Origin of the sequence: Kitasatospora sp. NPDC049285 (assembly GCF_040678815.1) — a bacterium.
Lineage (GTDB): Bacteria > Actinomycetota > Actinomycetes > Streptomycetales > Streptomycetaceae > Kitasatospora.
The window spans coordinates 138,657-152,853 of sequence record NZ_JBFAQR010000008.1 but is presented as its reverse complement, the minus strand read 5'-3'; the positions used below and the strand labels follow the sequence as shown (position 1 = coordinate 152,853).

The following is a 14,197-nucleotide window of genomic DNA, read 5'->3' as shown; positions in this document are numbered from 1 at the left end:
GCGTCGGCGATGAGGAGGACGGGTGACGGTGCGTCTGGCGGGTGTCGGCAAGCGGTACGGGCGGGGCGGGCCCTGGGTGGTGCGCGGGGTGGAGCTGACGGTCCGTCCGGGCGCGCTGGTGCGGATCGAGGGCGCCAACGGGTGCGGGAAGTCGACGCTGCTGAAACTGCTCGCGGGCATCGAGCGGCCGGCGGAGGGGCGGGTGGAGGTGACGGGTAGTCGGGCCTGGGTGCCGGAGCGGTTCCCGGCGGCGCTGCCGTTCGACGTCCTCGGCTACCTGCGCCAGCACGGCCGGGTGCGCGGACTGTCGGCCGCCGAGACGGACCGCCGCTCCCGGGCCTGGCTGGAGCGCTTCGGCATCGCCGAGCGCGCGGGGACGCCGATCGGCCGGCTCTCCAAGGGGACGGCACAGAAGGTGGCGGTCGCCCAGGCGCTGCTCGCCGAGCCGGAGGTGCTGCTGCTCGACGAGGCGTGGACGGGGCTGGACCAGGCGGCGCGGGGCGAGCTCGACGAGGCGGTCGCCGAGCGGGCGGCCGCGGGCGGCGTGGTGTTCTTCGTCGACCACGACCCCGGCCGGCTGGCCGGGCTGGTGGACGCGGCGTACGCGGTGGCCGACGGTCGGCTGCGGGCGGCGGCGCTGCCGGACGCGGACCGCCACGGCCCGCGCACCGTGGTGGTGGTCGAGGCGGCGGAGCTGCCGCAGTGGCTGCCGGGCGGCCCGGAGCGCAAGCCGCTGGCGGACGGGGCGATCCGCCTGGACGTCGCGGCGGCGCACTCGGACGCGCTGCTGCGGCGGCTGCTGGCCGTCCCGGCGGTGCACGTCCGGAGCGTGCGGGCGGAGGAGGGGTCGTGACGGTCCGGGCGCTGACGCGCTATCACTTCGCGCTGCTGGTGCGCTCGCAGCGGTGGGTGCCGCCGGTGCTGGCGTACGTACTGGCGATGGTGGTCGGAGTGGCCGCGGGGGACGAGGAGTTGGGGGCGCTCGGCTACGCGGCGGGGGTCCTGGTGCCGGTGACGGCGTGGCTGGTGCGGACGGTGGTGACGGCCGAGCCGGCCGCCTCGCGGGGCTGCCTGGTGGCCGCGGCCGGATGGTGGCGGGTGCACCTGGGGGCGCTGCTGGCCGCGGTGCTCGCGGCCGCGGTGCCCGCCGCGGCGGGGATCGCCGGCGTCCTGGCGACGGGCGGCGGCTCGCGGGCCGGCGCGGCCCCGACGCTGCTCGCGGGCGCCCTGGCGGCGGGCGTGTGCCTGGCGCTGGGCGCCGCGATCGGCGCGGTGTGCAACCGGCCGGTGCTGCGGCGGTCCCCGTACGGGATACCGCTGGCGCTGGCGGGAGCGGTGGCGGTGCTGGTGCTGCCGGGCTCGCCGGCCAACGCGGTGGTGCGGGCGCTGGTGGCCGGGTCGGCCGGGAAGGGCCTGGTACTGCCGTGGTGGACGGCGCCCGCGGCGCTCGGGCTGGCCGCGGCGGCGGTGGCCGGAGCGGTCGCGCTGGCGGGCCGGGACGAGTGACCGGCAGGAAACGGACACACCGGACCGGATCGGAATAAATATGGCGAATCCTGGCTAGGGTGCTGGAGGACGTGCCCCAAGCCAGTCGGAAGGAAGTCCGCCGTGAGCAACCTGTTCGCGATCGCCTACCCGGATGTCGACACCGCCAAGCGGGTGCGCGACGAGCTGATCGGCCTGCAGAAGCAGAAGCTGATCGACCTGGAGGACGTCGTCGTGGTCGAGCGCCGCGAGGACGGCAAGATCAAGCTGCACCAGGCCATGTCCAACACCGGCATGGGCGCGGCGTCCGGTGCGCTCTGGGGCGGCGTGATCGGCCTGCTGTTCTTCATGCCGTTCCTGGGCGCGGCGATCGGCGGCGCCACCGGCGCGGCGGTCGGCGCCGCCACCGACACCGGCGTGGACGACAACTTCATGCGGCAGGTCGGCATGAAGATGGCGCCGGGCAGCGCGGCGCTGTTCGCGCTGGTGCGCAGCTCGACCCAGGACAAGGTGATCCCGGCGGTGGCGCAGTACGGCGGCGAACTGCTGCAGACCTCGCTGAGCACCGACGAGGAGGAGCACCTGCGGGAGATCGCCAAGGCGGCGTACCCGGGCTCCACGCTCTGACGGCAGGTGGCCACGGACGCTTCGACGCTCGCGGACCGGGCGCCCGGCTTACCGGCGGCCCGGCCGCGGCGCTGGACCGAACTGGTCCTGGTGCTCGCCGCGGTGGGGCTGGCGGTGTTCGGGTACGTCGAGGTGGGCGTCAACATCGACGGGAAGGCGCCGCCGGACGCCGCGGAGTACGGCGCCGCCCTCGGCGTGCTGGCCCTGGCCGCGCACGGCGCGGTGCGCTGGCGCGCCAGGTGGGCCGACCCGCTGCTGCTGCCGATCGCGGTGCTGCTGAACGGCATCGGACTGGTCGTCATCTACCGCCTGGACCGGGCCACTCCGGGCAGCGGGGCGGCCCCCACCCAACTGCTCTGGTCCACCCTGGGGGTGGGCCTGTTCATCGCGGTGCTGCTCCTGCTGCGCGACCACCGCCGGCTGCAGCGCTACGCGTACGTGGGAGCGTTCGTCGCGCTGGTGCTGCTGGTGCTGCCGGTGTTCTTCCCGCCGGTGTACGGCTCGCGGATCTGGATCACGCTGGGCCCGCTCTCCTTCCAGCCGGGCGAGTTCGCCAAGATCCTGCTGGCCGTCTTCTTCGCGGCCTACCTGGCCGCGCACCGCGACGCACTGACCCTGACGGGCCGTCGGGTGCTGTGGTTCCAACTGCCGCTGGGCCGGGTGCTCGGCCCGGTGCTGCTGATCTGGGCGGCCTTCGTCGGCGTGCTGATCCTGGAGACCGATCTCGGCACCTCGCTGCTGTTCTTCGGGCTGTTCGTGGTGATGCTGTACGTGGCGACCGCGCGGACCGGATGGATCGTCATCGGCCTGCTGCTGGCCGCGCTCGCCGCGGTCGGGGTGGGCTGGCTCTCCCCGCACGTGCACAGCCGGGTCACCGACTGGCTGCACCCGCTGGCGTCGATCGATGCCGGGCTGGGCGCCAACCAGATCGCCCAGTCGCTGTTCGCCTTCGCCTGGGGCGGCGAACTCGGCACCGGCCTCGGCCTCGGCCACTCCACGCTGATCGGCTTCGCCACCAAGTCGGACTTCATCCTGGCCACCGTCGGCGAGGAACTCGGCCTGACCGGGCTGCTGGCGGTCTTCCTGCTGTACGCGCTGCTGGTCTCCCGGGGCTTCCGCACCGGCATGGAGCTGCGCGACCCGTTCGGGCGGCTGCTGGCGATCGGCCTGGCCGCGCTGGTGGCGATCCAGGTGTTCGTGGTGGCCGGCGGCGTGCTCGACCTGATCCCGCTGACCGGGATGACCCTGCCGTTCATCGCCCAGGGCGGCTCGTCCGTGGTCACCAACTGGATCATCGTGGCGCTGCTGGTGCGGATGAGCGACCTGGCCCGGCGTCCCGCCCCCGAGGCGGCCCGGTGAGGCGCGGACGGATCGAGGGACCGCGCGACGGCCCGCAGGGACTGCCCGGCATCACCACCACCGGCCGCCGGGCCGGCACCTTCTGCATGCTGCTGATCGTCGCCCTGTCGGTGCAGGCCACCCGGGTCCAGGTCTTCCAGAAGAAGGAGCTCGACCACAACAGCGCCAACCAGCGGGCCACCATCCAGCGCTACAGCCAGCCGCGCGGCAACCTGGTGGTGGCCGGCGCCCCGGTCACCGGCTCCGCCGCGACCGGCGGCCGCTACGCGTACAAGCGCACCTACACCGACGGGCAGCTGTACGCGGCGGTCACCGGCTACTCGTCCCAGACCTACGGCAACACCCAACTGGAGGGCGTCTACGACGACCTGCTCTCCGGCACCGACCCCAGGCTGGCCGGCTGGGCGGTCTGGGACGCCATCTCCCGGCAGCGGCAGCCCGGCGGCGACGTGGTCACCACCATCGACCCGGCCGCCCAGCGGGCCGCCCTGCAGGGCCTCGGCAGCCAGAAGGGCGCGGTCGCCGCGATCGAACCCGCCACCGGCCGGATCCTCGCCCTGGTCTCCACCCCCAGCTACGACCCCGGCACCTTCGCCGGGACCTCCGCCGCCGACCAGGACGCCTGGAAGAAGCTCCAGGACAACCCCGACCAGCCGATGCTCAACCGGGCGCTGCGGCAGATCTACCCGCCCGGCTCCACCTTCAAGGTGGTCACCGCCGCCGCCGCGCTGGCCAACGGCGTGGTGACGGACATTCAGGCCCCCACCAGCGCCCCGTACCCGTACGTGATGCCCGGCACCACCACCGAGCTGCCCAACGACACCACCGCCTGCGACCGGGCCGGGATGTCGCTGGACGAGGCGATGGTGCTGTCCTGCAACAGCACCATGGGCTACCTCGGGGTGCAGACCGGGCTGGACCGGATGACCGCGATGGCGAAGAACTTCGGGTTCAACGACGCCCGGCTGGACGTGCCGGTGCGCGCCGCCCGGTCCAACTTCGACACCGAGATGAACAAGTCGCAGCTCGCACTCTCCTCGATCGGCCAGTACGACACCGCCGCCACCCCGCTGGTGATGGCGATGGTCGCCGCCGGGGCCGCCGCCGACGGCCAGGTGATGTATCCACAGCTTGTGGACAAGCTGACCAAGGCCGACGGCAGCCAGGTCCAGCTGATGCATCCGGTGCTCTACCGGCAGGCGTTCGGCTCCGGAGTCGCCTCCCAGCTGCGGGAGTTGATGACCGACGTGGTGGAGAACGGCACCGGCCGCAACGCCCGGATCGCCGGCGCCGAGGTGGGCGGCAAGACCGGCACCGCCCAGCACGGCGTGGACAACAGCGGGACGCCGTACGCCTGGTTCATCGCCTGGGCCCGCCCGTCCGGCTCCACCGCCGTGCCCCCGGTCGCGGTCGCCGTGGTGGTCGCCGACAGCCAGGCCAGCGAGGTGACCGGCGGCGGGCTGGCCGCGCCGATCGCCAAGGCGGTCATGCAGGCGGTGCTGAACCGGTAACCGGGCCCGATCGGCAGATAGCAGGAGTCATTGGTGCTTTTGGTACTGTCCCTGCCGGATTCCCCATCAGAAGGACATCGATGAGCACCACCCGCCTGCTGCGGCGCAAGCCCGTGGACACCCTGATCGCCGAAGCGGGCGGGAGCGGAACCGGCCACCTGCGCCGCTCCATCGGCCTGTGGCAGCTGTCCGCGATCGGCATCGGCGCCACCGTCGGCACCGGCATCTTCTTCGTGCTCACCACCTCCGTCCCGGAGGCCGGGCCGGCCGTGGTGCTGTCCTTCGTGATCGCCGCCGTCACCGCGGGCCTCACCGCGCTCTGCTACGCCGAACTGGCCTCCGCCATCCCGGTCGCCGGCTCCTCCTACTCGTACGCCTACGCCACCATGGGCGAGGTGGTCGCCTTCGGCGTCGGCGTCTGCCTGCTGATGGAGTACGGGGTCTCCGCGTCGGCGATCGCGGTGACGTGGGGTCAGTACCTCAACCAGTTCACCGACCTGGCGTTCGGCTTCCAGCTGCCCGCCGTGCTGACCGCCCCGCCCGGCGACCACGGCATCGTCAACCTGCCCGCGGTGGTGCTGGTCGCGCTGGTCACCCTGCTGCTGATCCGCGGCGCCGGCGAGTCCGCCAAGGTCAACGCCGTCATGGTGGCGATCAAGCTGGCCATCCTGGTGCTGTTCATCGCGGTCGGCCTGACCGGCTTCTCGGCCGGCAACTTCCACCCCTTCCTGCCGCTCGGCTGGGGCGGGGTGCAGACCGCGGCGTCCACCATCTTCTTCTCCTTCATCGGCCTGGACGCCGTCTCCACCGCCGGCGAGGAGGTCCGCAACCCGCGGCGCACCCTGCCGCTGGCCATCCTGATCTCGCTGGTCGTGGTCACCCTGCTGTACATCGCGGTCGCCGTCACCGCGATCGGCGCCCAGCCCTGGCAGCAGTTCGACGGCCAGGAGGCCGGCCTCGCGCAGATCCTGCAGAACGTCACCGGCCAGAGCTGGCCCGCGCTGGTCTTCGCCCTCGGCGCGATCGTCTCGATCTTCTCGATCACCCTGGTGGTGATCTACGGCCAGACCCGCATCCTGTTCGCGATGGGCCGCGACGGCCTGCTGCCCCGCCGCTTCACCCGGGTCTCCGCCCGCACCGGCACCCCCGTGTGGAACACCGTCGTGGTCGGCGCCGCGGTCGCGCTGCTCGCCGCGGTCTTCCCGCTCAAGCTGCTCGCCGACATGACCTCGATGGGCACCCTGGTCGCGTTCGCCACGGTGTCGCTGGGGATCGTCGTGCTCCGCCGCACCCGCCCCGACCTGCCGCGCGGCTTCAAGGTCCCGCTGTACCCGGTCACCCCGCTGGTCAGCGCCGCGGCGTGCATCTACCTGATCACCCAGCTGCACGCCGATACCTTCCTCGCCTTCGGCGTCGCGCTGGCCGTCGCCGCCGTCGTCTACTTCGGCTACAGCGCCAAGCACTCCCGGCTGGCCCGACCCGCCGACGACCTGACCCGGGTGTGAAGGTGAAACAGGGGCGTGCACTCCGGCGCGCGCCCCTGTTTCCGCTGGCACCGGGCACGGCGCTCGGTGCCGAGTTCGAACCGGAAGCCGGAAATCCGCGCCGAGTCCCGGGACATCGGCACACCCGGGCCCTAGCCTTCGCATGGTGACCACCCGACCGCCCGACCAGGCAGGCCAGGCCACGTGCGCCCTGCACACCCCGTCCGGCGACGCCCCGCCCCGCGGCGACGGGCGGGTGCCCGCCCCGCGCGGCCGCCGCACCCGCCGGGTCGCCCGGCTCGTCGCCCACCCCGGCGTCCAGGCCCTCGGCTGCCTCGCCGCAGCCGGCTGGGCCGCCGCCTTCCCGCTCCTGTCCGACCTGGTCAACCAGGTCTACTGGGGCCGCTTCGCCGCCCCCGCCTACCTGCTCGCCGCCGTCCTCTGCGTCACCCTGCCGCGCGGCCTCGCCCCGCGCGCCGCCGCCACCGCAGCCGCGATCGGCGCCGTCCTGCTGCCGCTCGCCGCGCTCGCCCTGAAAGGCCGTCACCAGTCCGAGGTGATGGTCGTCGAACGCGGCGCGTACCTGCTGCTGCACACCGGCAGCCCGTACCTGACCGACCCCACCCACGTCACCGACTACAACCCCTACCTGCCCGCGATGGCCCTGTTCGGCCTGCCCCGGGCCGCCCTCGGCGCCGCCCATCCCGCCACCCGGCTGCTCGGCGACGCCCGGCTCTGGTTCGCCGCCGCCTTCCTGGCCTGCCTGCTGGCCGGCTGGCGGCTGCTGCGGCCCACCCTCACCCGCGCCCCGATACTGCCGCTCGCGGTGCTCACCGCCTCCCCGCTGATCGCCCTCGCGCTGGTCGTCGGCGGCGTCGACCTCCCGCTGATCGGCGTCTGCTGCCTCGCCATGGCGCTCGCCGAACGCGGCCACCCGGTCCGCACCGGCCTGGTCCTCGCCCTCGCCTGCACCCTCAAGTGGACCGCCTGGCCGGCCGTCCCGGTCGCCCTGCTGCTGCTCCACCACCGCCACGGCCTGCGCCCCGCCCTGCGGGCCGGCGTCCTCGCCGTCACCCTCGGCTGCGCGGTGATCGCCCCGTTCGCCCTCGACCGCACCCGCGAACTGTACGAACAGGTGGTGCGCTTCCCGCTCGGCCTCACCGCCCTGCACACCCCCGCAGGCAGCCCGCTGCCCGGCAAGGTGCTGGCCGGACTCGGCCCGCTCGGTCACACCCTCTCGCTGACCCTGCTCTGCCTCGGCGGCCTCGCCGTCGCCCTCTGGCTGCTCGCCTACCCGCCGCCCACCGCCGTCGCCGCCTGCGACCTGCTCGCCGCCGGACTCACCGTCGCCTTCACCCTCGCCCCCGCCGGACGCTTCGGCTACCTCGCGCTGCCCGCCGTCCTGGTCCTCTGGCCCCGGCTCGCCAGCACCCCCGGACGGCCCCATCCGCCCGCCGACCGCCAGTCGCCGCCACCCGCCGCCGCGGCGCTGCCTAGGGTGTCCCCCGTAACCGTTCGAACTCGGGAGTGACGGCATGGGCGCCACCGGACGACGCCGATTCCTCGGCCTGGCCGCCGGCGCGGCCGCCGGACTGACCGCCTGCGGTCCCGGCCGCGCCCACCCCGGCGCCGCGCCCTCACCCGACGGGGCGCCGATCCCCACCCCGACGCCCGCGCCGTCCGCCACCGCGGCCGAGAACGCCCGCCCCGGCAACGCCGACTGGCGGATCGTCAACGCCGGGCCGGCCGCCGCGATCGAGGGCTGGGCCGACCGGGTCAGCGTCCTGCCCGGCGAACAGTTCGGCCTGCACGTCTCCACCACCGCCCCCGGCTTCACCGTCTCCGCCTACCGGATGGGCTGGTACGGCGGCGCCCGCGCCCGCCTGGTCTGGAAGTCCGGCGCCCTCCCCGGCACCCGCCAGGAGCCGTTCACCGTCGACCAGGCCACCCGCACCGTCCGCACCGCCTGGACCCGCACCACCGCCGTCGACACCACCGGCTGGCCCGAGGGCTGCTACCTGCTCCGCCTGGACGCCGACGGCGGCGCCGGCCAGCGGTACGTCCCGCTCACCGTCCGCTCCCGCACCACCGCCGGCACCACCGTCGTCGTCAACGCCGTCACCACCTGGCAGGCCTACAACGAGTGGGGCGGCTACAACCTGTACAACGGCCCCACCGGCGGCCTGCCCACCCGCTCGCTCCAGGTGGTCTTCGACCGCCCCTACCAGTACGCCGACGGCGCCGGACTCTTCCTGGTCTACGAGGCCCCGCTGATCGCGCTCGCCGAGAAGCTCGGCCTGCCGCTCTCCTACACCACCGGCATCGACCTGGCCGCCGACCCCGCGCTGCTGCACGGCGCCAAGGCGGTCCTGTCGCTCGGCCACGACGAGTACTGGTCCCCCGAGCAGCGCGCCCACGTCACCGCCGCCCGCGACGCCGGCACCCACCTCGCGATCCTCGGCGCCAACTGCTGCTACCGCCGCGTCCGTTACGAACCGTCACCGACCGGACCCGACCGCACCGTGGTCTGCTACAAGGGCGCCTGGAAGGACGACCCCGGCTACCAGGCCGGCCACCCCGCCACGACGGACTTCCGCTCCCCGCCCGGCGCCGACCCCGAATCCTCCCTGCTCGGCGTCCTCTACGACGGCTACCCCGTCGACGCCCCCTACGTCGTCACCTCCCCCGACCACTGGCTGTTCGCCGGGACGGGCGCCAAGCAGGGCGACAGCTTCGCCCACCTGGTCGGCGTCGAGTACGACCGCGTCGACCCGTCCTTCCCCACCCCGCAGGGCATCCAGGTCATCGCCCACTCCCCGGTGGTCTGCGACGGCCGCAAGTCGTTCGCCGACACCGCCCTCTACACCGCGCCCAGCGGAGCCATGGTCTTCGCGACCGGCACCATGCGATGGGTCGAGTCCCTCGACGCGATCGGCCACGGCCTCGACGACCGCACGGCGGCGCTCACCCGGCAGGTGACGGAGAACTACCTGCGGAGGGTTTCTTAGGGAGCTCGGGCAACTTGCACCACCAGGGGCTCGGGGAACTGCGAGGCGAGTGCCTGGTGGTCTGAGCCCGGCTGTAGGTCTTCGGAGACCCCCATCCGTCAGTTGTTGCCGATCTTGAGGACCTTGGAGACGGCCGGGCCGGCCGATTCCGCGCCGTGCTTGCCGCCCTGGACCTCCGCGGCGACGGCGAGGTTGCCGGAGTAGGCGGTGAACCAGGAGTTGGGGTCGTTCTGGCCGGTGACCTCCGCGGTGCCGGTCTTGGCGCCGGAGCCGGCCGGCAGGGCCGGGGTGACGGCGGCGGCGGTGCCGGACCTGACGGTCTGGACCATCAGGCCGCGGAGGTTGGTGAGCACCTCGGGGGAGAGGTTTCGGGCGGCCTTCACCTGGTCCATGCCGGGCACCAGGATCGGCTGGCGGAAGACCCCGGACTGGACGGTCGCGGCGACCGAGGCCATCGCCAGCGGGTTGGTCTGCACCTTGCCCTGGCCGATGAACTCCGTGGCGGCGCCCGCCATGTTGGACTCGACGGGGATCTTGGTGTCGAAGCTGGAGAGGCCGGTCTTCCAGACCAGGCCGAGGCCGAAGACGTCCTGCGCGAGCTTGGGCAGCGAGTCCGGCTTCAGGACCTCCTTGCCCTTCTCGATGAAGGCGGTGTTGCAGGACTTGGTGAAGTCCTCGGTGAAGGTGTAGTTCGGGAACTCTCCCCGGTCGTCGTTGTGCAACTCGAGGCCGGTGACCTTGGTCGTGTCGGGGCACGGCATCGGGGAGTTCGGGGCGACGCCGGCTTCCAGCAGGGCGGCGGCGGTGAGCACCTTCATGGTGGAGCCGGGGGCGGTGGCGCCGCCGAAGGCCCGGTTCTGGCCGGTCGGCGGGGAGAAGGCGAAGGCCAGGATGTTGCCGGTGCTGGGCTCGATGGCGACCAGCGAGGCGGGCTTGCCCTGTTCCTTGACGGCGGCCTCGGCGGCGGCCTGCAGGTTGGCGTCCAGAGTGAGCTTGAGGTTGGCGACCGGCTTGGGGTCCTTGATGGTGAACAGCTTCTCGGTGGCCGCGCTGCCGGAGTCGGCGGAGATCACCACGCCGGTGCCCGCGTCCGCGGGGTCGCCCTGCGGGACGGCGGTCTTGAACTTGTCGAGCAGGCCGGTCAGCGAGGCGTTGCCGCCGAGCGGCTTGCCGTTGCGGTCGGTGACGGCGGCGGGGGTGGCGAAGATCGGCTTGACCGCGATGGTCTCGCCGGCGTCCAGCTTGGGGTGGATGACGCTGGGGGCCCAGTGCACGGCGGCGGTGCCGTCGCTCATCTTGACCACACCGAGCACGCCGTCGTAGTTCCACGGGGTACCGGTGTCGGCGAACTCCATCGACGCCTTGAAGCTCTCCAGCACGCCGGTCGGCGCGGCCGGGGCGGCGGAGGAGGACGCGGAGGCGGAGGTGCTCGGCGCGGCGGTCGCCGACTTGGCGGCGGAGGGGGAGGGCGCGGTGGTGGGGCCGCCGACCGTGAGGTGGACGGCGCTGGGCTTCACCTTGTCCTGGAACGCGGTCAGCGCGGCCTGCGCCTGGTCGGGCGCGTCGGTGAGCTTGGCGGCCCCGAACAGGTCGCCCTTGGCCCAGGCCTCCAGGAACGCCTTGGCGCCGGACGCGGCCAGCTCCGGGCTCGGCGGCTCGGCGACCACCGTGCGGGGCTTGGCCGCCTCCGTCTTCGTCGAGCCGTCGGAGACCAGCGCGTACGCGCCGTACCCGCCGACTCCGAGCAGCACCGCGGCGAGCGCGGCGATGCCGATCTTGGCGCCCTTGTTCACGTGTCCGTCCCCCAGAAGGTGTCCTGCGTCCGCCGGTCATCAGCGGCCACGACACCATAGACAGACGTCATCCGTGCACTCACGACACGCTGCGGGTTTGTGACAGATCCGGTACACGTGACGAGGTGTCAGATCCAGCTGGTGAACCACATCCGGGCGCGCCAGTCCTGCATCGGGATGGTCTGCCCGGTGTAGATCGGATAGAAGTACAGGAAGTTCCACATCACCGCGGCGATCAGCAGGCCGGCGCCGGTGGCCCCGGCCAGTCGGCGGTCGGGTGAGGCGTCGGCGGGGCCGAGCATCGCGCCGATCATCATGGTGACCGCGAGGACCAGGAACGGGACGAAGCAGACCGCGTAGAACAGGAAGATGGTCCGCTCCTGGTACATGAACCAGGGCAGGTAGCCGGCGCCCAGCGCGATCAGGATCGCCCCGGCCCGCCAGTCGCGGCGCAGCACCCAGCGGTACAGGCAGTACCCGAGGGCGGCGATGCCCGCCCACCACAGCAGCGGGGTGCCGATGGCGAGCACCTCGCGGGCGCACTCGGCGGTGGTGCAGCCGGCCTGGCCGTTCTTCGGCGACTCGTAGAAGAAGGAGACCGGCCGGCCCAGCAGCAGCCAGCTCCACGGGTTCGACTGGTAGGTGTGCGGGCTGTGCAGGTTGGTGTGGAAGTCCCACATGGTCTGGTGGTAGTGCCACAGGCTCCGGAACCACGCCGGCCCGAAGCCGCCGGAGTTGTGCAGCGCCCAGTCCCGGTAGTACCCGCCCTTGCCGGGCTCGGTGCTGGACATGATCCAGCCGGTCCAGCTGAGCAGGTAGACCCCGGCGGCGGTGACGCAGACGCTGACGCCGGCGACCGCGGCGTCCAGCAGGCCCCACACGGTCCAGTTGCGGCTGCCGAGCATCCGCCGGGCCGAGACGTCCCACATCAGGGTGAGCAGCAGGAACGCGCCGATCGCCGGGAGGCCGCTCCACTTGGTGGCCATCATCAGGCCCAGGCAGACGGCGGCGGCGAGCCGGTAGGGCCGCCAGCCGAGCACCGTCCAGTCGCCCCGGACGCCGTCCTCCAGTCGGCGGGCGATCAGTGCGCGGGTCCGGTCCCGGTCGAGCAGCAGGAAGCCGAACGCGGCCAGGAACCAGAACATCACCACCAGGTCGAGGATCGCGGTGCGGCTGAGTACGAAGTGCAGGCCGTCGACCGAGAGCAGCAGGCCGGCGACGCAGCCGAGCAGGGTGGAGCGGAACAGCCGGCGGGCGATCCGGGCCAGCATCAGCACCGAGAGGGTGCCGAGCACGGCCATCATGAACCGCCAGCCGAAGGGGCTCATGCCGAAGATCTGCTCGCCCAGGCCGATGATCCACTTACCGACCGGCGGGTGGACGATGTACGCCGGGTCGGTGCGGAACGGGATGTTCGGGTTGGGCGCGGTGATCTGCGCGTTGGCGTCGTCGGCCCAGCTGGTCTCGTAGCCGACCCGCCAGAGCGAGTAGGCGTCCTTGGCGTAGTACGTCTCGTCGAAGATCAGCGCGTGCGGGCCGCCGAGGTTCGCGAAGCGCAGCACGCCGGCGAAGAGCGCGACGGCGATCGGGCCGAGCCAGCCGGACAGCCTGCACAGCAGCGTCCAGAACTCGACGGACATCCGCAGGCCGAGCCGGGCGAGCACGGGGGAGAGTTCCACCCGGTCCGGGGTGACGCCGAAGCCGTCGGGCATCGGAGGCACCAACTGCTCGGCCAGGGACGGCCGTTCGGGTGCCCGATAGCCGACGCCGCGCAGTGCGCGGGCCCAGCGCGAGTCCGGTTCGCCGCTCTCCCGTGGCGCCGGAACGACGGCCGGGTCGGCCGATTCCAGCACGATCACGCCGCCCCGCTCAGGGTGGTCCATACCACTCTCCATGTCGCCGCTCACGCGCCACATCGTAGGGGCAATGCGGTAAGTCACAAGGGGCACCCGCACGACGAGAAGTCACGAGGGGCGCCCGCACTACGAGAGGATGTCAGGGTGACTGGTGTTCTCGTTCTGGCAGGTACCCCCATCGGCGACGTCGACGACGCGCCGCCCCGACTGCGCGCCGAACTGGCCGAGGCGGACGTGATCGCCGCCGAGGACACCAGGCGGCTGCGCCGACTCACCCAGGCGCTCGGCGTCACGCCGGCCGGCCGGGTGCTCTCGTACTTCGAGGGCAACGAGGTGGCCCGTACCCCGGAGCTGGTCGCCGCGCTGCTGGACGGCGCCCGGGTGCTGCTGGTCACCGACGCCGGCATGCCCTCGGTCTCCGACCCCGGCTACCGGCTGGTGGACGCCGCGGTCGCCGCCGGGGTCAAGGTGACCGCGGTGCCCGGCCCGTCCGCGGTGCTCACCGCGCTGGCGCTGTCCGCGCTGCCGGTGGACCGCTTCACCTTCGAGGGCTTCCTGCCGCGCAAGGCCGGCGACCGGGCCCGGCAGCTGGCCCAGATCGCCGCCGAGCCGCGCACCATGGTCTTCTTCGAGGCCCCGCACCGGATCGCCGAGACCCTCGCCGCGATGGCCGAGGCGTTCGGCGCGGACCGCCTCGCCGCGGTCTGCCGGGAGCTCACCAAGACCTACGAGGAGGTCCGCCGCGGCCCGCTCGACGAGCTCGCGGCCTGGGCCGCCGAGGGCGTCAGAGGCGAGATCACCGTGGTGGTGGCCGGTGCCCCGCCCGCCGCGCCCGAGGAGGTCGGCCCGGCGGAGCTGGCCCGCCGGGTGGCCGCCCGCGAGCAGGCCGGCGAGCGCCGCAAGGAGGCGATCGCCGCGGTCGCCGCCGACCTGGGCCTGCGCAAGTCCGTGGTCTTCGACGCCGTGGTGGCCGCCAAGCACGGCGCGTGACCGGTACGTGCCACCTGGGCTTTTCGCGCGTACGTTGGAATGAGCACCCCAGCGGAGGGCCAATTCGGGACCAAGACTTGGCAA

The 14,197-nt window shown here is 73.2% G+C and carries 11 protein-coding genes; 9 read left to right on the top strand and 2 right to left on the bottom strand.

Translation table 11 applies throughout. The annotated features are described in order from the left end of the window. Positions 1-28: 28 nt before the first annotated feature. The 8 genes from AB0K51_RS08600 to AB0K51_RS08565 all read left to right on the top strand — a co-directional run bounded on the left by AB0K51_RS08600 (position 29) and on the right by AB0K51_RS08565 (position 9,474). On the top strand, positions 29-853 hold the full coding sequence (locus AB0K51_RS08600; protein WP_363452093.1) for an ABC transporter ATP-binding protein: 825 nt from the start codon (positions 29-31) through the stop codon (positions 851-853). Then, complete coding sequence (locus tag AB0K51_RS08595) at positions 850-1,506, top strand: ABC transporter (RefSeq protein ID WP_363452007.1); 657 nt, start codon at positions 850-852, stop codon at positions 1,504-1,506. Before AB0K51_RS08600 ends, AB0K51_RS08595 begins: the two co-directional genes overlap by 4 nt. A 102-nt stretch (positions 1,507-1,608) precedes the next feature. Beyond that, complete coding sequence (locus AB0K51_RS08590) at positions 1,609-2,112, top strand: DUF1269 domain-containing protein (protein WP_363452005.1); 504 nt, start codon at positions 1,609-1,611, stop codon at positions 2,110-2,112. Positions 2,113-2,118: 6 nt separating this feature from the next. After that, positions 2,119-3,471, top strand: coding sequence for an FtsW/RodA/SpoVE family cell cycle protein (locus AB0K51_RS08585; protein WP_363452003.1), 1,353 nt, complete (start codon positions 2,119-2,121; stop codon positions 3,469-3,471). A gap of 86 nt (positions 3,472-3,557) precedes the next feature. After that, complete coding sequence (locus tag AB0K51_RS08580; RefSeq protein ID WP_363452091.1) at positions 3,558-4,982, top strand: penicillin-binding transpeptidase domain-containing protein; 1,425 nt, start codon at positions 3,558-3,560, stop codon at positions 4,980-4,982. 80 nt (positions 4,983-5,062) lie between these two features. Beyond that, positions 5,063-6,487 (top strand): amino acid permease, encoded by a 1,425-nt coding sequence (locus tag AB0K51_RS08575; protein ID WP_363452001.1) that lies wholly within the window; start codon positions 5,063-5,065, stop codon positions 6,485-6,487. A 142-nt stretch (positions 6,488-6,629) separates the two neighbouring features. Further along, positions 6,630-7,997: a hypothetical protein gene (locus tag AB0K51_RS08570; RefSeq protein WP_363451999.1), complete on the top strand. Its 1,368-nt coding sequence runs from the start codon at positions 6,630-6,632 to the stop codon at positions 7,995-7,997. 4 nt (positions 7,998-8,001) lie between these two features. Continuing rightward, on the top strand, positions 8,002-9,474 hold the full coding sequence (locus AB0K51_RS08565; protein WP_363451997.1) for a N,N-dimethylformamidase beta subunit family domain-containing protein: 1,473 nt from the start codon (positions 8,002-8,004) through the stop codon (positions 9,472-9,474). A 98-nt stretch (positions 9,475-9,572) separates the two neighbouring features. Here the strand turns inward: AB0K51_RS08565 and AB0K51_RS08560 are convergent, their stop codons facing one another. Further along, positions 9,573-11,267, bottom strand: coding sequence for a penicillin-binding transpeptidase domain-containing protein (locus AB0K51_RS08560; RefSeq protein WP_363451995.1), 1,695 nt, complete (start codon positions 11,265-11,267; stop codon positions 9,573-9,575). 128 nt (positions 11,268-11,395) lie between these two features. After that, complete coding sequence (locus AB0K51_RS08555) at positions 11,396-13,150, bottom strand: glycosyltransferase family 39 protein (protein WP_363451993.1); 1,755 nt, start codon at positions 13,148-13,150, stop codon at positions 11,396-11,398. A gap of 117 nt (positions 13,151-13,267) precedes the next feature. Between AB0K51_RS08555 and rsmI the strand changes: the two genes are divergently transcribed. Beyond that, positions 13,268-14,113: a 16S rRNA (cytidine(1402)-2'-O)-methyltransferase gene (gene rsmI, locus AB0K51_RS08550; protein WP_363451991.1), complete on the top strand. Its 846-nt coding sequence runs from the start codon at positions 13,268-13,270 to the stop codon at positions 14,111-14,113. Positions 14,114-14,197 lie beyond the last annotated feature (84 nt).

Bases quoted from the DNA above. Each gene is read 5' to 3' on its own strand.
- AB0K51_RS08555 (WP_363451993.1), bottom strand. From the start codon at position 13,150: ATGGACCACCCTGAGCGGGGCGGCGTGATCGTGCTGGAATCGGCCGAC.
- AB0K51_RS08570 (WP_363451999.1), top strand. From the start codon at position 6,630: ATGGTGACCACCCGACCGCCCGACCAGGCAGGCCAGGCCACGTGCGCC.
- AB0K51_RS08575 (WP_363452001.1), top strand. From the start codon at position 5,063: ATGAGCACCACCCGCCTGCTGCGGCGCAAGCCCGTGGACACCCTGATC.
- AB0K51_RS08565 (WP_363451997.1), top strand. From the start codon at position 8,002: ATGGGCGCCACCGGACGACGCCGATTCCTCGGCCTGGCCGCCGGCGCG.
- AB0K51_RS08580 (WP_363452091.1), top strand. From the start codon at position 3,558: ATGCTGCTGATCGTCGCCCTGTCGGTGCAGGCCACCCGGGTCCAGGTC.